Raw genomic sequence first — 21038 nt, 5'->3', positions numbered from 1 at the left:
ACCCGCTTGCCGTTTCCATTTTCGGTTGATTCTATCGCAACATATGTTTATCAATGTAAGAAGTGATCCGCTGAGTCCTACTGTTTATTCCGCCGAAATTCCTGATGAAGTTACAATAAGAGATGAATAAAAGAATGTGTTACAAACCTGATAACTCTTTTTTACAAGAGCAAAAGACTGGGTTTGAAGCGTTTGTATTTGAAAGAGTTCTAGATGGTAAAGGGGGACATAGGGTGATGATCTTTTTAAAGAAGGTGTCTCAGACTTTACTACAGATATTGATTATATATGGGGGTAAATAAGTTGAAAAACATTGAGATTCTAAATAAATACATTGAAGGGTTTTCCGATACTCTCCCTACGTGGTTAAAGTATTTAATTGAGGCAGAGGAGATACATCAAAACTATGAGAATGTACAAGTACTTGAAACATTAAAAACAGATGCGGTGTTGTACTATGTACACCGTACGCTGCAAGTGTTAGATGAATTGCCTATAGATGAAGAAGCGTATCGTATTATTGAAAAGGTACTAACGTATAGTGAGCTTGCAAAGGTAGGCTCTTTAAAACAGCGGGAGCAATGGAAGAAAAACGGGATTAATCTATTCGTACATAACGAGGGTTCTGCTGATATCTTTAGTGATATTCAGTTTATTGAACGTGTGGAGACAAACTTAAACTCTACTGAGTATTTGTTTATTCGAGATTTAATTAGAACACATGGATTAATCGGGCAGTATATCCGCGGGGAGGCTCGTTTGGACTCTCATGTTGATTTAATTAACACATATAAAGAAGAATACGGAGACGTTAGGTTAAAGGAGATTCTATACTATCTTAACCAATGCATTATTGAAGGCGTATCAAAAGCTTTGTGGAGTGAAGTGAAGAACGATGTGAAGATTACAATTGATGGCCTGTTTGATGGTTATATGGAGCCATTTACTTCTCGCATACATAGACTCACGCCAAAACATAAGGAGTCAGTATTTGAAAAAGATATAATTATGGGAAGCGAGAAGAGAGACGTTCAAATATTTTTATCTAATAAGGATTTGTGGTATGTAGAACCGTCTATGCATGCTCTTAGTTTTGAGGATATTTGGACAGTTTTTATTATGTTAAAGAACGAGATAGGATCTAGAAAAGTTCAGCATATACATTTCGAGAAATTGATGCAGCAGTTGCACTATGATTTCAAAGGCGAGAAAAAGGACAACGTGTATCGTAAGCGGGTTATTGAGAAATATCTACGGGAGTACCGTGAGAACGAGAAGCCGAATACAACGCATGTTTCTTTTAAGGCTAAAGTCGATGAAGATATGAAGACTGCGTATGTGTCGTTTCAGTTTTCCGCTGTAGGTGAGGCGTTAATTACCTTCTGTGTAGAGGCAGAAAAGATAGATATGATGCATGCTCGGGCAAATGTGCTGCTGTTTGATTTCTTCGGGTTACGTAAGGATGCATATGATAGATTCCATAACGAAGAAGTGTATCTGGAGCATATGAATAGTTCGGCTGATGATAAACGAATTATTCTTGATTATATAAGGGGAGATACGATTGTAGATGTCGGAGCCGGTGGTGGTGTCATGTTAGACATGATCGAAGAAGAGACCGAGGACAAACGAATCTATGGTATCGATATTTCTGAAAATGTGATTGATACGTTGAAAAAGAAGAAGCAGAACGAGGGGCGTTCTTGGGATGTCATTAAAGGGGATGCAATCAACTTAAGCAGCTCGTTTGAAAAAGAATCGGTTGATACGATTGTATATTCTTCTATTCTTCATGAGCTGTTCTCTTATATCGAGTATGAAGGTAAGAAATTCAATCATGAAGTAATTAAAAAGGGGCTAAAGAGTGCTTACGAAGTGTTAAAGCCAGGAGGTCGTATTATCATTCGTGATGGCATCATGACCGAAGATAAAACGTTAATGCGTGTGATTCGTTTTAAAGATGCAGGCGGAATGAAGTTCTTAGAGCAGTATGTCCGTGAATTTAAGGGACGTATAATCCAGTATGAGGTACTTGCAGACGATACAGTCAAAATGCCTGTTAACGATGCAATGGAGTTCTTATATACGTATACATGGGGCGAGGATTCCTTCGTTCATGAGGTGCAAGAGCAGTTTGGAATATTTACGCCAAACGAATATAAGGATTTCGTAAAGGGTATCTTTGGAGATAAAATAAACATCGTTCAAGCTATGAACTATTTACAGGATGGATATACACAACATCTTAGCGAGAAAATCGAGTTTAAAGATGAGTCTGGGAGTGCTGTTGCGCTACCGGATAGTACGTTTTTTATAGTTTTAGAAAAGAGGTAATGATGTTGAAAAACTTTAAGAATCTTTAGCTAAAGGGCGTGTTCTCTTAATTTTATACTGAGAAACAAGTCAGTTATTAAAAAATCAGGTAATTCAATATCAGGGTGTATTGATAAATGGAAATATAGGGCGAAATGATGAGCTTGGGCGTGCTCCAAAAGGGGTGAATGATGGAAACGGTTTTGTATTTATTTCTCATATTGGAGATGTATATCCAAGTGGGTTATTGCCGATTAAAACCGGGAATATTAGAACAAAATCGCTAGCTGAAATCTATCGAAACTCCCCTGTTTTTCAAAACCTTCGTAATCCTGACAATTATAAAGGAAAATGTGGTGTTTGTGAGTTTCGATATGTTTGTGGGGGATCTCGTTCTAGAACATATGCAATAACGGGAGATTATATGGAAAGCGAACCTTTCTGTGTATACATTCCAAAAGCATTGCGAAAACAGAAAAAGAACGTAAAAAAGGGATATGAGTAAGAATATGCTCATGCCCCTTTTTAAAATTATATAATTTATTGTACTTCGCATCAGTCGTATGATGATCTAAGAAATGAATAACACTCGGTTTCCCATCTTTCGTTAAAGATCCACTATCCTGATTTATTATGCTGAAACGAGTTTTTACGCATAATTTCTATTAAACCGATTTTAATAAAGAATAAAAATTCGTGTCATAGGGGATATCATCTTGATACATATAATTTTTTAGAACGCCTTCTTTTTCAAATCCTAATTTTAATAGCACTTTATTTGAAGCTTCATTTTCAAGAAATACAATTGCCCCAATACGCTTTAAGTGAATGGTATGGAAACCGTATGATATAACCTCAGAAACAGCTTCAGTCGCATATCCTTTTCCCCAGTATTCAGGGAAAAAGGCATAACTTAAATTGGCCCGTTTATGCTCAGAAGACCAATCGTGAAAACCGATGGTACCAATGAGTTCTTTCTTGTTTTTTAATTCAATTCCCCACTTTATACCGCTTCTTGCATTGTAACTCAGTTTAAAGTTATGAATGACTTGTTTCACTTGATCAACATCTTGTAATGGTTTTTGGCCATAATAGCGCAGTACGTCAGTATTAGAGAAGCATTGTAGTATACTCGGTGCATCTTCTTCGGTAAGTTCTCTTAAAATGAGTCGGTCGGTTTTCAATATAGGAAACATGCTTTCACTCCATTTCTTTTGAAACTAGAATGTATTGTTATTATATAATCTAGTCTGAAAATAAAGATTATTCAAGGGTAAAGTATGTTTTTGATTTGTGATAAAATTGATTGTGGAATATATTTCAAAAAGAGGTTTGTATATGGAGAAAAACTCAATTTTAATTGTAGATGATGATCAAGATATTGTTCGATTTGTTAACGCGAATTTAATGCAAGAAGGTTTTAAAGTTTTAAGTGCTCATAACGGAGAAGAGGCTTTAGAAATCATAAATAATAACAGTATTCAACTTGCTATTTTGGATATTATGATGCCAAAAATGGATGGGATAGAATTGTGCAGAAGGATTAGAGAGAAACATAGTTTACCAATTATGTTCTTAAGCGCAAAATCATCGGATGTAGATAAAGTAATTGGATTTAGTACTGGCGCAGATGATTATATTGTGAAACCGTTTAGTACAATTGAATTTATAGCGAGAGTGAAGGCTCAATTAAGAAGGTATACATATTTCAATCAAAATACTGTCCAAGTAATAGAAAAGAAAATAAACATTAGGGGTTTAGAAATAGATGAAGTGTCTAGAACAGTAATGTTATATGGAGAAACAATCAATCTTACGAAAACTGAATATGATATTTTGTACTTAATGGCAGCTGCAAAGAATCGTGTGTTCACTATTGAAGAAATATATGAAAGCGTTTGGAAAGAAAGAGCCTATGAAAGTAATAATACAGTAATGGTTCATATCGCAAGATTAAGAAATAAAATTGAAGAGAATCCAAAAGAACCGAAGTTTATACAGAATGTTTGGGGAGTCGGATATAAAATTGAAGATTAAATCATTACAAGGTATTAGAGCTAAGTTTTTTATCACATTCATATGTAGCATCTTATTAGCAACTGTAAGTATAATAGCGTTTCAAATTGTAATTGGAAATATATATAGTCATGTTACTGCGTTAGAAGAAAAATATTCACTTTTATATGTAATAGCTTTTTTAATTATTACTACAATATACTTTGCATTCATGACAAGAACAATGATGAAAAGGTTATCTGAAATAAATAAGAACGTGAAAGAAATAAGTAATGGTAATTTGGAGATACATATACCTATTTCAAAAAATGACGAGATTGGTGAATTAGCAGCGAATGTTAATAGAATGGCTAAAAGTTTAAAAGAGTCTATCGAAAATGAAAAAAAATCACAGGAAATGAAAACTGAAATGATTAGTAATATTTCTCATGACTTACGAACACCTGTAACATCTCTAATCGGTTACGCGGACCTGTTAGGAAGTCAGCTTCATACAAATAGAGAAGAATGTGAACAGTATGTAAGTATATTAAAGCGAAAAAGTTATGAATTAAAAAATCAAGTAGATGATTTATTAGATTATTGTCAAATAAATTATAGGGAGATTGAATTACATAAAAGTGTAGTAAATATGAAAGCGTTCAGTGAACAAATCATGATTGATTTTGTGCCACAACTAGATGATGCCGATATGAGCTTTCGTATTAAAGGTGATAACGAGTTACATGTGGAAATGGATGTGGCGCTTATGGTGAGGCTGTTCGAAAATGTAATTAGTAATAGTATTATGTACGGGAAAGACGGAAAGGAGCTTTTAATTCAAGTTTCTAAAAGCGACATGAATGTTGAAATAGAAATTAAAAATTTTGGACAATGCATTCCGAATGAGAATCTTCCTTACGTTTTTGAGAAGTTTTATCGTGGTGAAAAATCACGTAGCTCTCATACGGGTGGCAAAGGAATGGGACTTGCAATTGCGAGAAGTATAGCAGAGCTTCATAAAGGGGATATCACTGTGCGCAGTAACGAGAAAGAAACTGTTTTCACTATCGTTTTACCGCATTATAAAGAATTGTAAGAAAGTCGTAAGTATTTCTTTTATATGTCGTAATTTTCACTTCGTATCATGTAGAACAAAGATATGAGAGTGAGGATACATTATGTGGAAGAAGTATGTATTAGTAATTTTAGTTGCGTTTTTAATTATAAGTTGGAGTGTAGTTTATTTAGCTAAAGGTGTTATATCAGTCATTTTTTGGTGGAGTATACAAGTCTTTAGCATAGTATCACTCTTTATTTTGATAGGGGTAACGTTACTATTTGTGTGGAAAGGCATTTTCAGACAGCGAATAGATAGAGAGCTACTCTTCATCGTTCTTTTCTCTATAATTGGAGCTTGGCCCTTAGGGTGGTTTGCTAACATAGGGGGACTTGCTTACCCAGCAGATGTACATTCTATGAGTCCTAAGGTAGTCGTTCGTTTTCCTTTGAATGAACGAGCATTAATAGGTTGGGGCGGTGATCGGTTAGAAACAAACTATCACGTTATAAAACCAAATGAAAGGTGGGCATATGATATTCTCATTCCGCCTGCTGAAGTGAAAAGTCGTAAGTTAGGAGATTATGGAATATATGGAGCGAAAGTAATGGCACCAGCTTCTGGAACAGTTGTATCCATCAATAATGATGAAAAAGATGTAGTTCCGGGAGAGGATAATTTTGAGTCAATGGCGGGGAATCATATTTATTTGCAACTAGATGAATCAGGGACATTTTTGATTCTTGCCCATTTAAAAAAAGGATCAATTAAAGTGAGGGAAGGCCAACATGTAAATGAAGGAGATGTACTTGCTCAAGTTGGTAACTCAGGAAGTTCAAGTGAGCCGCATTTACATATTCATCATCAAAGGCAGGATCCATCCAAGGTGAGCATATTTCTTTCGGAAGGATTACCACTTTACTTTCGAACTGAAAAAGGTACGATAATGCCAGAAAGAGGTACATACATAAGTGGTAATGAAAAAAGGTATTCCAGTTTTATTGGAATACCTTTTCTCATTACCCTACAAATGTTTGATAAAGTAAGAAAATATTTAAAATGATAACAAGTGCAGCGATGATCCAAGCGATAAAGGTTGTTATGCGGTGATTAACGAGCGCACCCATAATTTTTTTATTGCTTGTAAACATAATAAGTGGCACTAATGCAAAAGCAATACCGAATGATAAGACGACTTGGCTCATGACTAGTGCGTAAGTTGGATTTACACCTAAAGCGATAATAACTAATGGTGGAATCATTGTAATGAAACGTCGTAAATATAACGGAATATGCATTCGAATGAAACCTTGCATAATAATATCACCTGACATTGTACCGACAGACGAGCTAGATAGTCCTGCTGATAAGAGCCCAATTCCAAATAAAGCAGCTGATACAGGGCCGACTAAAGTACTGAACTGGTTAAAAGCAACATCGAGATCTTCGACATGTAAGCCGTTTTTAAAGAATAGTGCAGCCGCAACAATTAACATACTTGCATTAATTGCTCCAGCGATAACCATTGCGATAATGATATCAATAAACTCGAAACGGAAAATTTTTTTCTTTTGTTCATCAGTTGTTCCGACCACGCGGCGTTGTGTCAATGCAGAATGTAAATAGATTGCATGTGGCATAACTGTCGCACCTAATATCCCTGCTGCAAGTAATATACTGTCTACACCTTGGAATTTTGGAATAAATAGTCCTGAAAGAAGGGGACTTAATTCTGGTTTTGCATAAAAAACTTGAATCCCAAATGCTATTACTACGATAAAAATCATCCCTGTAATAATAGCTTCTAGTGGGCGAAATCCTCTGCGTTGAAACTCAAGAATAATAAATGATCCGACTGCTGTAATTAAAGCAGCTGGTAACATCGGAATTCCAAATAATAAATACAATCCGAGTGCTGCCCCGATAAATTCCGCTAAATCTGTAGCCATAATAACGAGTTCACCTTGAATCCATAAGCCAATAGACACAGGTTTTGGAAAGTGTTCGCGAGCAATTTCAGGTAAATTATTTCCCGTAGCAATTCCTAATTTAGCTGATAAAGTTTGAATTAATACTGCCATTAAGTTAGACGCGAATATAACCCATAATAGTAAATATCCATATTGTGAACCAGCTGCGATATTTGTAGCAAAGTTACCAGGGTCAATATAAGCTACGGATGCGATAAAAGCGGGTCCTAAAAACGGTAACAGTCTTTTCCACCCTTTCGTTTCTCCACTTAAAGCTAAGTGTGCTGATTGAACAGTTGTACTTTGAGAAGGGACTTGTTCATCTTTTGATATATCTTTATTCATAGTAGTTTTCCCCTTTGAAATGTTAACTTGATGAAATTATTGTAAGTATTCTTATTGTTTATTTCAATACATTTAAATGTATCAGATGATATTTTTATTTGAACACAAATGTTTCCTTAGTGCAAATTATATGCCTTGCTGCAATGGATGGTGTTGTGTTATAAAAAAATGGGAGTTTATGGTGTGATTACATGGGGAAACATAATGAATTAAAGGGCTAATTTTGAAATTTATGTGAACATAGAGCCTATATTACAGCATATTAATTGATGGAAATGAAATTGTATGATATATAATATATTGGGATTACAACATAACCATAGTGTTTTGTGATGTAATCTTGTTTTTATTTTCGTTAACTTATAGAAAAAATTGTAAATAGAAGAAAATAGGCTAAGTACAATTTAGTATGTATTTTCTTATTATATATGTTTTGATATGAACGTTAACTTATACATGATTTTAAAATTTAGATAGGTGGTAGAAATAAATTGGCAACTACAAAACCATATAGAGTATTACTATATTACATGTACACAACAATTGAAAATCCAGAAGAATTTGCTGAACAGCATTTAGAATTTTGTAAATCACTTGAGTTAAAAGGAAGAATTCTTGTAGCGACAGAAGGAATTAACGGAACTTGTTCTGGAACTGTTGAGCAAACAGAGAAATACATGGAAGCAATGAACAATGATCCACGTTTTGCTGGAATCGTTTTTAAAATTGATGAGGCAGATGAACATGCATTTAAGAAAATGCACGTACGCCCTCGTCCAGAGTTAGTTACACTTCGTCTAGAAGACGACATTAATCCGAAAGAAATAACTGGTAAATATTTAGAGCCAACAGAATTCTATGAGGCAATGAAACAAGAAGATACAGTTATCATTGATGCACGAAATGATTATGAGTTTGATCTAGGTCACTTTAAAGGTGCGATTAAACCGGATATTGAATCATTCCGTGAGTTGCCAGATTGGATTAGAGAAAACAAAGAAACACTTGAAGGTAAAAAGATTTTAACATACTGTACAGGCGGAATTCGTTGTGAGAAGTTTTCTGGTTGGTTAGTTCGTGAAGGTTACGAAGATGTAGGTCAGCTTCACGGCGGTATTGTAACGTACGGAAAAGACCCAGAAGTACAAGGTGAGCTTTGGGATGGACAATGTTACGTGTTCGATGAGCGTATCTCTGTACCAGTAAACCAAAAAGAGCATGTTATCGTTGGTAAAGACCACTTTACAGGTGAACCTTGTGAGCGCTATGTAAACTGTGCAAATCCAGAATGTAATAAGAAAATTTTATGTTCTGAAGAAAACGAAGCGAAACATTTACGTGCATGTTCTCATGAATGTCGTGTACACCCACGTAATCGTTATATCGTTCAACACGAATTAACTGAAGAGCAAGTAGCTGCTGCATTAGAGAAAATCGAAGCAGGGAAGTAAGCTAAATTATTGTAATAAAAAAGTACTCCAAATTTTATTTTGGAGTACTTTTTTTACTATGTGTTTTTTATCAGTTTTTGTCGGTAAGTCGATATATCTTAAAAATCGCTGATATAATTTGAGTTGCGCCGATATATTCGAAAAATCGCTGATAAAAATTTCATTTACTGAAGCGTACCACATATTTGTAATTTGAAAATAACTTTCTTTACTTCCTATCATCTTTCTCTTTAACAGCAGAAAGTACAGTTTGTTTTACCCATGATTTTCTTCGTTTATGTTGTAGACTCCATTGGTATAAACTTTGCGCACCTAAAATAAGTGAAATGACTATGCCGCTAATTGCTATTAAAAGCGCGAAAAATTCAAGTGGAGACGAGATTTTGTTTGAATCGGTGTTTCTTAAAAGATCAATCATAGTAAACCCTAACATTTGGCCTACTACAGAGTAGAGCGTTAAAATTAATAGTAAAAGGCTATCTTTTTTAGAAGCGACATTTTCTTGATATTTAAACAAACTATCAAGATTTTGTTTTGCATTCGAGTATAGTACTTCAATGTTAAATAGATTTCTTAAGCGGAAGAAAATATCTTCACTCTGTGATTGGGATACTAACTCTAAAGAGAAGTAATTTGCTGTAAATGAATTGATTGAATAAATTAATTTCTCTATTTCATTTGTATCTTGTTCAATGTTAAGTTCAGCATAAGCGTTTGCCATTTTTAATAAAACAACTTTATGAAATAGATTTAATAACAAAGCGTAATAAAACTCCCCGTACATTTGACTAGCAAGTTTAGCGATTGCTTGCTCACCTTCATTTGTTATACATGTAAAAATATGTTCTTCCATAACAAAGTAGCGATTAGGAGCCCATCTTTGATAAGAATGTTTTGTTAAATAATCTTGAATATAAGGGATGTTATTTGCGCTAATATACGGATTGCCATCGTCTGTTAATCCGGAAAGACTGGAAGTTCGGTATACATCGATTATATGAAGGTCTGACTCTTTATTCACGGATAATAAAGTTTGTACATACATTCTTTGGTCTTCAAAGAAAGGAAAGGTTTGAAAGTAAGAGCTCCGCAATCTCTTTTTCTCAAAGAAGTCTGTTACACCATGAAATAAATCACCGAATATAAGTTTTTCCACTTGTGAGTATTGTTTTCCGTTACATTCAATACAAATAGTCTCGTTTGTATCATTTTTAGTCTCAAGTACACGGAAGCGGGCGGCGAATTCGATTGCTTCTGATAATGTCATGTTTGGAGCGGTTTCTACTTCTGTCCGAATTGTTAAGAAGCCAAGCTCATAAGGGCAAAGTGTTACATCAATAGAATGAATCTTGAATGGAACAGAAATCAAATTTGTTGTTAAATGTCCAGTTAAGTTAAGGTCTTTAGAATAGCGTTGTAATCCTTTTTGATGCTCTGAGTGAGGAAATAGAATTTTATTTGTAAATGAAAGATAGTATGCTTCCATATTTTGATGTGAAACTTGAAACTTTCCGTAGTATGTATTTTCATTTTCAAGATGATCGAGTCGAAAAGGACGGAAATCATTTTTCTGTAAGAAAGGGAACATATTTTGTTCATATCCAGTTTTAAAAGAAAACGGGAATATAAATTGAAATATAGCTGTTGTCACATCTTTTTCCTCGATTGTTTGTATTGCCTCCATTTACATTGTTTCCTTTCCATATATGCTATAAAAACAACATACCCAAATTTATTTGAAAATAACCACTGTTTTATACTCGATTAAGAATGAAAATTCAGCTTATTTAGTAGGGGACATGTATAATGTTATGTATATTAAATGTTATAAAATTGTATTTTGAAAAGGGGGATGTTGTATGCGTATTTTAGTATTAGGAGCTGGTGGCGTCGGAGGCTTTTTTGGAGGTCGATTAGTCGAAAAAGGAGAAGATGTTACGTTTCTTGTCCGCAGTAAAAGAAAACAGCAATTAGAGGAAAGGGGACTTGTTATTCGTAGTGTTAACGGGGATTTTTCCTTCCAACCGAAATTAATAACGAAAGAAGATCGAACTTCTCCGTTTGACGTTATTTTATTTTCAACAAAAGCGTATCACTTAAACGAGGCGATTCAAGATTTGAAGCCGTTTGTAGGTGAAAATACTGTCATCATTCCATTGTTAAATGGTATTGCTCATTTATCACTATTACAAAAGGAATTCGGCGTGGAAAAAGTAATTGGCGGTTTATGCTTTATCGAGACGACGTTAAACGATCAAGGAGAGATTGTACAAACGAGTGTTGCCAACAGACTTGTATTTGGAGAAATGAAGTCTCAAGATTCAGAGAGAATAAAGCATATTTCTAAAGCATTTGCAGGTACGAAATCTAGTTTTGTTTTAAGTGAAAATATTATGCAAGATATGTGGCATAAATATTTATTTATTACTGTAATGTCGGGTGTGACGACATTAATGCGTGCAGCGATAGGACCGATTCGCGAAAGTGAAGGTGGACGCGATTTTATCCAAAACTTATTTGAAGAATGTGTGCAAATCATGAGATCTATGAAAGCTCCAGTTAAGGATGGAATTGCCCAAGAACATATGAAAAAAATTGATAAAATTTCGTATGATATGAAGTCATCGATGCAGCGTGATATGGAAAAAGGTTCGTTCGTTGAAGGCGAGCACATACAAGGATACTTACTAGATGTAGCGGAACAATTTTCTATAGAAGCACCATTATTAGGGGCAGTATATCAAAATTTGAAAGTGTATGAAGAAATGACCTTTAACAGATCAGCAATACAATTGGATGTATGAAAAAATAAAAAAGAAAGCAATATATAAGTGTATTGCTTTCTTTTTTATGACAAATTATTTATTTCTTTTCGTTCTATCTGTCAAATTTATTTCCTGTTCACGTTTACCGTATAATTGATTAATTTCATTTGCTAATGCATCTAAATAGGAATCGGAAAAAATAGGCTTCTTTTCTTTAGACATATGAGTCTCCTTTATCGATTTTTTAGTATTCATTATGTATATTTACCAGCGGATTATGCGCAATCATTTAAATTTTTTCTTTTTAAAAATTTTTGTTTACATTTTGAAAATAAAGGAGTATTATAATCCACAGTTTCAATTTTCTAAATCGCTGAAACCGCATGGTGCGGGGGACCCGTTCTTATGGATTAGTACTTAATCCAATGGGGTGAATCCTTGAAAAAGGTAGGGCTACTCATAGGCCCGAATCCGACAGCTAACCTCGTAAGCGTTATATTGAGAAGGAAGGTGGAGCTTGTGCGACAAAAAAAATAATGTCTACAAGTCTATTTCGTTATGGCTTGTAGACATTTTTTGTTTTCTGAAGAAATCGTTTACCCGCTGTAACTAGCAGAAAAGTTCGTACAAAATTATTGGAGAGTGGACAGCAGTGGTTTCATCAATCAAAAGGTTTTTAATTGGAAGGCCGTTAAAATCAACTGAGTTAGGAGAGCAAAAGCTTAATAAAACGAAGGCGTTAGCTATTTTATCTTCTGACGCATTGTCATCGGTCGCATACGGACCAGAGCAAATATTAATCGCACTAGCAGGCCTAGGAGCAGTAGCTTATTGGTATTCTATTCCTATCGCTGTTGGGGTATTAGTATTATTGACAGCCCTTATTTTATCTTATCGACAAATTATTTTTGCTTATCCGCACGGCGGGGGCGCATACGTAGTATCAAAAGAAAATTTAGGGATGAATCCAGGGCTAATAGCTGGAGGATCTTTATTAGTCGATTATATTTTAACTGTTGCAGTAAGTGTATCAGCAGGTACAGATGCGCTTACATCAGCTTTCCCTAGTTTACATGCACATAATGTAATCATTGCGATTATATTTGTTATATTGATTACTATTTTAAATTTAAGAGGGGTAACGGAATCAGCTTCCGTTTTAGCATATCCTGTTTATTTATTCGTTTTAGCACTATTTATATTAATTGGTGTAGGTATTTATAATATTATAACTGGTCAAGTTTCACCGACATTACATTCACCGATTGGAACACCAGTTGCAGGAATTAGTTTGTTTTTACTGTTACGAGCATTTGCTTCAGGAAGCTCTGCTTTAACGGGTGTTGAGGCAATATCTAACGCAATTCCAAACTTTAAGGATCCTGCACCTAACAATGCAGCGAAAACATTGCTCGCAATGGGTGCATTACTTGCAGTTTTATTTTCAGGAATTGTTTTCTTAGCTTATTATTACGGAATTAATCCAAGTAAGGAAGTAACAGTTGTTTCACAAATTGCTGAACAAACTTTTGGACGTAATTTCATGTACTATTTTATACAGGGTACAACTGCTTTAATATTAATTCTTGCTGCTAACACAGGGTATTCTGCATTCCCGCTATTAGCAGTTAACCTTGCAAAAGACAAATTCATACCGAGAATGTTTACGATTAGAGGAGACCGCCTAGGTTACTCAAACGGTATTATTATACTTGGAATTGCTTCGATTATTTTAATTGTAGCTTTCCAAGGGCAAACAGAACATTTAATTCCGTTATATGCAGTAGGCGTATTTATTCCGTTTACACTCTCTCAAACGGGGATGGTATTAAAATGGCTTCGTGAAAAACCTGAAGGATGGGCTTTGAGATTAACGGTCAATTTAATTGGTGCAGTCATTAGTTTTATTGTAATGAGTATGTTCTTTTTAACTAAGTTCGCACAAGTTTGGTCAATCCTTATTTTCTTACCTGCCATCATCTTCTTGTTCCATAGAATTAAGAAGCATTACGATGCAGTGGGTGATCAATTAAGTTTAAAAACTTGTGAGCCACTTGTTCCAATTGAGGGAAATGTAATTGTTGTTCCTGTAGCTGGTATGACGCATGTAGTAGAAAATTCATTGAACTATGCGAAGGCTCTTTCAGCAGATCAAGTTATTGCTGTATATGTTGCTTTTGACAGAGAAGAGGAAAAGAAATTTGAAGAGAAATGGAAGAAGTGGCAACCTGAAGTAAGGCTTGTTACCTTACATTCTCATTATAGAAGTATTATTCAGCCACTAACAAAGTTTATTGATACAGTACAATATAAAGCGAGTGAGTCAAATTACCGAGTTACTGTAGTTATACCACAGTTCATTCCGAAAAAAGGTTGGCATAACATTCTTCATAATCAGTCTAGTTTACTCATTCGTGCGTATTTACTCTATAAACGAAATGTTGTTATTACGACAGTTCCATATCATTTGAAAAAGTAAGAAGATTTTTTAAGGATAGCTTTACGAAAGTGAAGCTATCCTTTTTGTGTATACACTATGCATAATTGCATACGGGTCTGGAAGATATATCAATATAATTTTTGTATCTATGAATAAGTAGAGGTTTTTGTTGTGATATATGGATATTTCAATTGAAAAAGTGAAGTGGATTATATTTTGAAATAAGGACAGGAAAGCTTGAAAATAAAGGGAATGAAAATACTTCTTTACGTTATATAAATAGCTGTGTTTAAATGACCTTACAGTACAAAACTTACATGAAAACAAAACGGAATTTCATATTTACGTACGTTATTTAGTTTAAAATGAATAATATTTTTATGTAATATATTCACTGTGTGAATGTGAGAATGGCTATAAAATAGAAATTTTATACAATATTATTCATACTAATCACATATGAAATGTTTTATAACAATAAGTAAGTACTGTAGCAATAAAAGTTGGGAGAGGTGGTTCGTACATGGATCGCGGTGAGAACGTTCTCTATTTTAACCATCTCAAACTATATGCAAGAAAATAGAATAATAAAATGCGATAGTAATAGTTGCTAATACATAGGAGGAGTTAAAGTGAAAAAGACTTTAATTACAGGGTTATTGGTTACAGCAGTATCTACGAGTTGTTTTATTCCTGTAAGCGCTTACGCTAAGGAAGGGCAAACAGAAGTGAAAACAGTATATGCACAAAATGTAATTGCTCCAAATACATTATCCAATTCAATTAGAATGTTAGGATCACAGTCACCGCTTATACAAGCATATGGACTAGTGATTTTACAGCAGCCAGACATTAAGGTGAATGCGATGAGTAGTTTGACGAATCATCAAAAGTTTGCAAAGGCAAATGTAAGAGAGTGGATTGATGAATATAATCCGAAGCTAATCGATTTAAATCAAGAGATGATGAGATATAGTACTAGATTTAATAGTTATTATAGTAAGCTCTATGAACTAGCAGGAAACGTCAATGAAGATGAACAGGCAAAAGCAGATTTTACAAATGCATATGGAAAATTACAATTGCAAGTACAAAGCATCCAAGAGAGTATGGAGCAAGATTTATTAGAGTTAAATCGATTTAAAACGGTATTAGACAAAGATAGTAGCAACTTATCACTTAAAGCTGATGAAGCAATAAAAACACTGCAAGGATCAAGTGGAGATATTGTGAAATTAAGAGAAGATATTAAAAGAATTCAAGGAGAAATCCAAGCGGAATTAACGACTATTTTGAATAGACCTCAAGAAATTATTAAAGGTTCTATTAATATCGGTAAACAAGTATTTACAATTACAAATCAAACTGCGCAAACGAAAACAATTGATTTCGTTTCTATCGGTACTTTAAGTAATGAAATTGTAAATGCTGCAGATAGTCAAACGAGAGAAGCAGCTCTTCGCATTCAGCAAAAGCAAAAAGAGCTACTACCACTTATTCAAAAGTTATCACAAACTGAAGCAGAGGCGACACAAATTACATTCGTTGAAGATCAAGTAAGTAGCTTTACAGAACTAATCGATCGTCAAATTACAACTTTAGAAACGTTATTAACGGATTGGAAAGTTTTAAACAATAATATGATCCAAATTCAAAAGAATGTTGAAGAAGGCACATATACAGATAGTAGTTTACTTCAAAAACATTTCAATCAAATTAAAAAAGTAAGTGATGAAATGAATAAACAAACGAATCAATTTGAAGATTACGTTACAAACGTTGAAGTACATTAAAAATAAGTAACGATATAGGGAGAGAAGAAAAATGACAAAAAAACCTTATAAAGTAATGGCTCTATCAGCACTTATGGCAGTATTTGCAGCAGGAAATATCATGCCAGCTCATACGTATGCAGCTGAAAGTACAGTGAAACAAGCTCCAATTCATGCGGTAGCAAAAGCTTATAATGACTATGAAGAATACTCATTAGGACCAGAAGGCCTAAAAGATGCAATGGAAAGAACAGGTTCAAACGCTTTAGTAATGGATCTGTACGCTTTAACAATTATTAAACAAGGGAATGTTAACTTTGGTAATGTATCCTCTGTTGATACGGCTTTAAAAGGGAAAGTAATTCAGCACCAGGATACAGCTAGAGGAAATGCGAAACAATGGTTAGATGTATTAAAGCCGCAGCTTATTTCAACGAATCAAAATATCATTAACTACAATACGAAATTCCAAAACTATTATGATACGTTAGTTGCTGCGGTGGATTCGAAGGATAAAGCGACTCTTACGAAAGGGTTAACTAGATTATCAAGTAGTATTAATGAAAATAAAGCGCAAGTAGATCAGTTAGTAGAAGACTTAAAAAAATTCCGAAACAAAATGACGTCCGATACGCAAAACTTTAAAGGTGATGCAAATCAAATTACATCTATATTAGCTAGTCAAGATGCTGGAATTCCGCTTCTGCAAAATCAAATTACAACGTACAATGAAGCAATTAGTAAATATAATGCAATTATTATCGGTTCATCTGTTGCAACAGCACTAGGACCAATTGCAATTATCGGTGGTGCAGTAGTTATTGCTACAGGTGCAGGAACGCCGCTAGGAGTCGCATTAATTGCAGGTGGTGCCGCAGCTGTAGGCGGTGGTACAGCTGGAATCGTATTAGCGAAGAAAGAACTTGATAATGCACAAGCTGAAATTCAAAAAATAACAGGACAAGTTACAACTGCTCAATTAGAAGTAGCTGGGTTAACGAACATTAAAACACAAACGGAGTATTTAACAAATACAATTGATACTGCAATTACAGCGTTGCAAAACATTTCAAACCAATGGTACACAATGGGATCAAAATACAATTCTTTACTTCAAAATGTAGATTCAATTAGTCCAAACGACCTTGTTTTCATTAAAGAAGATTTAAACATTGCGAAAGATAGCTGGAAAAACATTAAAGACTATGCAGAAAAGATTTATGCTGAAGATATTAAAGTAGTAGATACGAAAAAAGCATAATCGGATACGAATCGTTAGAGCGTTAAGTATTGATGAGTGATTTGAAGCTCCTGTTCAGTTGTGAGCAGGAGCTTTTTATACCCTTATAAAGAAAATAGGTGAAAAGTATGCAGAAACGATTTTATAAAAAATGTCTTTTAACGTTAATGATTGCTGGAGTGGCAACGAGTAACGCATTTCCTTTACATCCTTTTGCAGCAGAACAAAACGTAAAAACATTGCAAGAAAGTGCGGAAAATTATTCGCTAGGGCCAGCTGGATTCCAAGATGTTATGGCGCAAACGACATCGAGCATATTTGCAATGGATTCATATGCAAAATTAATTCAAAATCAGCAAGAGACTGATTTGAGTAAAATAAGTTCCATTAATAGTGAGTTTAAAGGAAATATGATTCAGCACCAAAGAGATGCAAAAATTAACGCAGCGTATTGGTTAAATTATATGAAGCCTCAAATTATGAAAACAGATCAAAATATTATTAATTACAATAATACTTTTCAAGCGTATTATAATAGCATGCTAGTAGCGATTGAACAAAAGGATAGTGGAAAATTAAAAGCGGATTTAGAAAAGTTGTATGCGGATATTGTAAAGAATCAAAATGAGGTAGATGTATTATTAGGGGATTTGAAAGCTTTTCGCGATAGAATGGCGAAAGACACAAATAGTTTTAAAGAGGATACAAATCAATTAACAGCAATTTTAGCAAGTACGAATGCTGGCATTCCAGCTCTAGAGCAACAAATAAATACATATAACGATTCAATCAAAAAGAGTAATGATATGGTCATTGCTGGTGGCGTACTTTGCGTAGCACTAATAACATGTCTTGCTGGCGGACCGATGATTGCGATTGCGAAAAAAGATATCGCAAATGCAGAAAGAGAAATCTCCAATTTAAAAGATAGAATTTCTGGCGCACAAGCTGAAGTGGCAATATTGACAGATGTAAAAAATAAAACAACAAATATGACTGAAACAATTGATGCAGCAATTACAGCATTGCAAAATATATCAAATCAATGGTATACAGTAGGGGCAAAGTATAATAATTTACTGCAAAACGTAAAAGGAATCAGCCCTGAAGAATTTACCTTCATAAAAGAAGATTTACATACAGCGAAAGATAGCTGGAAAGATGTAAAAGATTATACAGAAAAATTACATGAAGGCGTGGCGAAGTAAACAGTGGACTAGTTCCGCTGTTTATTTTTTTATCCTGTTTTTTGTGAGAGTTGGACTTGTAATTTGATATATAAATTTTCTGTGTTTTTTATCTATGTTATTAATAACATTTAGACAAATTGATACTAATAACATAGATGAATTTCTGATGGGGTACCATCAGAAAAATGGGGATTTACAACGCTAAGTCCATTTTTAAGCCGATCCCCTCATTTTTAACCATGTTAAGAAAGTTTCAATGGTCTTAAAGAATGTAACGAGATCATTTTTTGAATTAAAATGGTATTCTCCAAGTAAATTAAAGAGTAATTATTAAACAAAGTAAAGGTAGAAGTTGAAATAAGTAAATTGTTTTCAATCTTATAAAATATATTATTTTTGTATAAAAATAATATATTTTATAGCTCTTTTTTATTATTAGTGTAATACCCTAATCATTTGCAGCAGAATAGGGAAAAAAGATACCCTAAGGTGCCTTCCTCCGAATTGATATTAACCATGTTAAATGCTTGCCGGTGCATCGATTGAAACATTGATAGTAGTAGGACTTCCGAAAATAGAGATTTTTACAGCATCAACTACTATCTCATTGCTATCTTTATTTGATTCATTTCCTTCAACCATTCTATCTAGTTTGTCTGACCATGTTAACCCTGTAGCTTTTATCATGGCTTTAACAGTGTCTAGGTCTGGAGCGCCATTATATAAAATACTGTTAATTGTTTTATCATCTCTTCTCAGGCTCACACTAACCCATTTAGCTTCTGATGTACTATCTTCAGCTTTTGTGTAATAAAAACGATGAGTTTCAGTGCTTTCTTCATATTCAAGATTAAAAGGTAGTATTTGAATACCTTGATTAACTGAATCGTCTTTAATATTGTTGTAGTTTTGCAGATATTGATCTGTAGTCATATCCTGAAATGCTAATTTCCCTTTTGGTTTTGTTTCATCCTTTTTGTATGTAGGTTCAGATGACTTTGATTCAGTTGTAGTTTTCTCATCTGGGTTACAAGCAACCATCCCCATAAGTAATGCGCTAAAAGTTAATGCTGTAAGTAATTTTTTTTCATTATTATGCTCCTTCGTTTACAGATGACTTTCAACCAGCTTTTTAGCTTCCTTGTGAAAAATACGGCGTTTTCTTCTCTTGTTACTTCTAATTTAGTTCTTTTTGTACCCGATTTACTAATCAATTCGAAGTGAATATAACCGTTAGTTAGTGACTTAGGTTTCTTAAATTTGATTTTCTTAATATCCTGGTATTATATCTCTACAATCCTCTTGCTAATGTCCAACACTTCTGAAGATTTGAAAGCGATTTGTTCATTATCGACGATTAAAACCCAGTTATAAGTCCTGAATTATTTCATCTTTATATCTCTCAAATAAAATATTTAAAGTAAGTATAACAAATTAAGGTCATCCATTTTGTTATACATTTTTCCTTTGTAAAGCGTAAAAAAGTAATGAATAGAACGATTGGATTATAAGAAGGCAATATCCAAAGTAATGTGAGATGCGTATGTTAATAATTTTTAATTTGAAAGTCTAGTTGCATCTTACGTTAAGGACGTTCTTTTGCAGTTATAACTATCTTGTTAGAAAATAGGGTCTAAGCTTCAGATGACAAGAATGGAAGTCATTCAAATAGAAACGAATCCTGTAATAAAACATTTAGTCAAAAAAGTGAATTCCAGTATGAGTTCTGATGTCTGTACTAAAAGTAAAAATCATAAAATCCGTTTAAGAAATTATGTGTAAAAGGAATAAACGGTGGTTATCCGACATGTCCTATCTGCTACAGCACAGAATAAGAAAAACCTATCATTGAATCAGAAAATGAACGATTGAAGAAAAAATGATAACAGTTTGCTCAATATGCTACGTTAATCCGACTGTTAGAAGGATTGAAATGAAAATATTGTCCGATTTAATAAAAGTGGTTGGCAAGCATTATGGATATCGAAAAAATATAGGGGAAGTACATTAGAAAATAGCAGATGGGGAATTCGGTATAGAAATCGATGTACTTGAAAAAATAGAAGTGCATTTAGTAAGACAGCCAACAGGTTAAAAGATTGGACTTTCTGATAAATGATTGTTATATACCTTTAACAAACTACATTTAAGCATTGCTCGCCATAACAACTTAGCTTTTTCAGTAGCTTAGATATTAGAACGTAATTTCGAGGTTGTAATAAGAAAGGGTGACGATTACGCGTGTAACGGAACAGGGGTAACTCAAAACGGTATTGGAGTGGATAGTAGGTATCCATTGGGATCATGTGCTTGCGAAGCAGGTGGTCGCCAGTCCCATAGAAGACGAGTACATGAAGAAATCGCTGCATTAACCATGGGGCAGGCAGATAAGAAGAAAATTATATCTCGTTCAATGGGGTTAGGGACATGAAACAACTAACACTGAAAGGTAATTAAACAAAAGCTTTATTTGAATTAGTTTTATTAATAAAAAAGA

The 21038-nt window shown here is 34.0% G+C and carries 16 protein-coding genes, 1 pseudogene and 1 riboswitch; of the genes and pseudogenes, 12 read left to right on the top strand and 5 right to left on the bottom strand.

Annotated features, from left to right (window positions below; translation table 11 throughout):
• Positions 1-288 precede the first annotated feature (288 nt).
• Positions 289-2334 (top strand): class I SAM-dependent methyltransferase, encoded by a 2046-nt coding sequence (locus AC1DMU_RS14470; RefSeq protein WP_088063003.1) that lies wholly within the window; start codon positions 289-291, stop codon positions 2332-2334.
• Positions 2335-2413: 79 nt separating this feature from the next.
• Positions 2414-2818 (top strand): annotated as a pseudogene (locus AC1DMU_RS14465) (SPASM domain-containing protein); the annotation flags it as partial.
• A gap of 160 nt (positions 2819-2978) precedes the next feature.
• Here the strand turns inward: AC1DMU_RS14465 and AC1DMU_RS14460 are convergent.
• On the bottom strand, positions 2979-3509 hold the full coding sequence (locus AC1DMU_RS14460) for a GNAT family N-acetyltransferase (protein WP_087983009.1): 531 nt from the start codon (positions 3507-3509) through the stop codon (positions 2979-2981).
• A gap of 142 nt (positions 3510-3651) precedes the next feature.
• Between AC1DMU_RS14460 and AC1DMU_RS14455 the strand changes: the two genes are divergently transcribed.
• From AC1DMU_RS14455 to AC1DMU_RS14445, 3 genes are all read left to right on the top strand, one after another.
• Positions 3652-4350, top strand: coding sequence for a response regulator transcription factor (locus tag AC1DMU_RS14455; RefSeq protein WP_088063004.1), 699 nt, complete (start codon positions 3652-3654; stop codon positions 4348-4350).
• Positions 4340-5407, top strand: coding sequence for a sensor histidine kinase (locus AC1DMU_RS14450; protein WP_141542721.1), 1068 nt, complete (start codon positions 4340-4342; stop codon positions 5405-5407). Before AC1DMU_RS14455 ends, AC1DMU_RS14450 begins: the two co-directional genes overlap by 11 nt.
• Positions 5408-5489: 82 nt before the next feature.
• Complete coding sequence (locus AC1DMU_RS14445; RefSeq protein WP_088063006.1) at positions 5490-6431, top strand: M23 family metallopeptidase; 942 nt, start codon at positions 5490-5492, stop codon at positions 6429-6431.
• Here the strand turns inward: AC1DMU_RS14445 and AC1DMU_RS14440 are convergent.
• Complete coding sequence (locus tag AC1DMU_RS14440; protein WP_001030662.1) at positions 6388-7683, bottom strand: Nramp family divalent metal transporter; 1296 nt, start codon at positions 7681-7683, stop codon at positions 6388-6390. The genes AC1DMU_RS14445 and AC1DMU_RS14440 overlap by 44 nt on opposite strands.
• Positions 7684-8174: 491 nt before the next feature.
• Between AC1DMU_RS14440 and trhO the strand changes: the two genes are divergently transcribed.
• A complete protein-coding gene (gene trhO, locus AC1DMU_RS14435; RefSeq protein ID WP_000246241.1) occupies positions 8175-9134 on the top strand; it encodes an oxygen-dependent tRNA uridine(34) hydroxylase TrhO in 960 nt (319 codons plus the stop codon).
• Between the two features lie 208 nt (positions 9135-9342).
• On the opposite strand, the gene AC1DMU_RS14430 is transcribed toward trhO, so the two are convergent.
• Positions 9343-10818, bottom strand: coding sequence for a hypothetical protein (locus AC1DMU_RS14430; protein WP_088063008.1), 1476 nt, complete (start codon positions 10816-10818; stop codon positions 9343-9345).
• Positions 10819-10993: 175 nt separating this feature from the next.
• On the opposite strand from AC1DMU_RS14430, the gene panE reads away from it, so the two are divergent.
• Positions 10994-11938: a 2-dehydropantoate 2-reductase gene (gene panE / locus AC1DMU_RS14425; protein ID WP_088063009.1), complete on the top strand. Its 945-nt coding sequence runs from the start codon at positions 10994-10996 to the stop codon at positions 11936-11938.
• Positions 11939-11992: 54 nt separating this feature from the next.
• Here the strand turns inward: panE and AC1DMU_RS14420 are convergent, their stop codons facing one another.
• A complete protein-coding gene (locus AC1DMU_RS14420) occupies positions 11993-12121 on the bottom strand; it encodes a hypothetical protein (RefSeq protein WP_000031869.1) in 129 nt (42 codons plus the stop codon).
• 139 nt (positions 12122-12260) lie between these two features.
• Positions 12261-12407: riboswitch (cyclic di-AMP (ydaO/yuaA leader) on the top strand.
• 144 nt (positions 12408-12551) lie between these two features.
• Here AC1DMU_RS14420 and AC1DMU_RS14415 point away from each other — a divergent pair.
• The 4 genes from AC1DMU_RS14415 to nheC all read left to right on the top strand — a co-directional run bounded on the left by AC1DMU_RS14415 (position 12552) and on the right by nheC (position 18559).
• The gene (locus tag AC1DMU_RS14415; protein WP_088082839.1) at positions 12552-14378 is read left to right on the top strand and encodes an APC family permease; all 1827 of its coding nucleotides are present in this window, start codon (positions 12552-12554) and stop codon (positions 14376-14378) included.
• Positions 14379-14971: 593 nt separating this feature from the next.
• Positions 14972-16132, top strand: a complete 1161-nt coding sequence (nheA, locus tag AC1DMU_RS14410) for a non-hemolytic enterotoxin NHE subunit A (protein ID WP_046959101.1) — start codon at positions 14972-14974, stop codon at positions 16130-16132.
• A 31-nt stretch (positions 16133-16163) separates the two neighbouring features.
• The gene (gene nheB, locus AC1DMU_RS14405; RefSeq protein ID WP_087982994.1) at positions 16164-17372 is read left to right on the top strand and encodes a non-hemolytic enterotoxin NHE subunit B; all 1209 of its coding nucleotides are present in this window, start codon (positions 16164-16166) and stop codon (positions 17370-17372) included.
• Between the two features lie 107 nt (positions 17373-17479).
• Entirely contained in the window at positions 17480-18559 is a 1080-nt protein-coding gene (nheC, locus tag AC1DMU_RS14400) for a non-hemolytic enterotoxin NHE subunit C (RefSeq protein WP_061673168.1), read from the top strand.
• 501 nt (positions 18560-19060) lie between these two features.
• Here the strand turns inward: nheC and AC1DMU_RS14395 are convergent.
• Positions 19061-19588: a hypothetical protein gene (locus AC1DMU_RS14395; RefSeq protein ID WP_088063012.1), complete on the bottom strand. Its 528-nt coding sequence runs from the start codon at positions 19586-19588 to the stop codon at positions 19061-19063.
• 1249 nt (positions 19589-20837) lie between these two features.
• Between AC1DMU_RS14395 and AC1DMU_RS14390 the strand changes: the two genes are divergently transcribed.
• Positions 20838-20972, top strand: coding sequence for a hypothetical protein (locus AC1DMU_RS14390; RefSeq protein WP_255288423.1), 135 nt, complete (start codon positions 20838-20840; stop codon positions 20970-20972).
• The last annotated feature ends 66 nt before the right edge of the window (positions 20973-21038 follow it).

This window comes from Bacillus sp. 01N45 (assembly GCF_056399205.1).
Note: the sequence above shows the minus strand (reverse complement) of the source record. Positions and strands in the feature narration are given on the sequence as shown.